Origin of the sequence: Streptomyces sp. NPDC058459, assembly GCF_042721685.1 — a bacterium.
Classification (GTDB): domain Bacteria; phylum Actinomycetota; class Actinomycetes; order Streptomycetales; family Streptomycetaceae; genus Streptomyces.
In genome coordinates this window covers 1-1,066 of sequence record NZ_JBHXLV010000439.1, presented here as the reverse complement: position 1 = coordinate 1,066, position 1,066 = coordinate 1, and the positions used below count along the sequence as shown (strand labels likewise).

Here is a 1,066-nt window from a genome sequence, read left to right as displayed (position 1 = left end):
GTATTGCCCTGTGAGGTTGGGGACGCGGCTGGCGGGTGGTTTGCCTGCGAGGGCGGTGTGTCCGCGGTGGTGATTGTAGGTGTGGAGCCATTGCGGGTATGCGTCGCGTCGTTCCTGCTCTGAGCGGTAGGGGCGGGCGTAGGCCCACTCCTCCAGCAGGGTGCGGTTGAGGCGTTCGACCTTGCCGTTGGTCTGCGGCCGGTAGGGCCGGGTTCGCTTGTGGGCGATCCCGGCCGCTGTGAGGGTGTCGCGCCATGCGTGGGACTTGTAGCAGGCGCCGTTGTCGGTCAGAACGCGCTCCACGGTGATCCCGCACGAGGCGAAGAAGGTGTGGGCCCGGGTCCAGAAGCCGGTGGCGGTCTCCTTCTTCTCGTCCGTGAGTATCTCGCTGTAGGCGAGGCGGGAGTGGTCATCGACGGCGGTGTGGATGTAGCTGTAGCCGGCCCCGGAGCGGGTCCTGCGGCCGGCCTGGCGGCCCAGGGTCTTGTGGCCGCCGCCGTCGGGGATGTTGCCGAGCTTCTTGATGTCCACGTGCACCAGTTCGCCGGGCTTCTCGCGCTCGTAGCGGCGTATCACCTGGCCGGTGGCCCGGTCCAGGTGGGTGAGCCGGGCCAGGCGGTAGCGGGACAGGACGCGGTGGACGGTCGAGGGCACCAGGTCGAGCAGGTGGGCGATGCGGGCGGGGCCCCATCGGCGCAGCACACGGACTTTGATGATCCGGCGTTCGGTGCGGGTCGGGGTGCGGCGCGGGCTCAGGCGGGGCCGGGAGGAGCGGTCGGCCATCCCGGCCTCGCCGTGCAGACGGTAACGGCCGGCCCATCGCTGGGCCGTGGTCGGCGAGACCTGGAAACGCTCGGCGGCCCGCCGCAGCGGCCAGCCGTCCTCGACCACGCAGCGGGCCAGACGCAGACGGCCGGTCTCGGTCAGGGGTGCATTACGGTGGACCACGAGGGCCTTTCTGTTGGTGTAGACGTCGCAATCCACACCGAACCGGAAGGCCCTCACCCGTTCAAGACCCCTGAACCGAGACCTGACTCACCCGTCCACAACCTCCCGGGTCAGTACA

The 1,066-nt window shown here is 69.6% G+C and carries 1 protein-coding gene; it reads right to left on the bottom strand.

What is annotated here, in order from left to right:
• The coding region (locus ACFWN1_RS33435; protein ID WP_384370582.1) for an IS481 family transposase at positions 1–948 on the bottom strand (948 nt) is incomplete at its 3' end.
• Positions 949–1,066 lie beyond the last annotated feature (118 nt).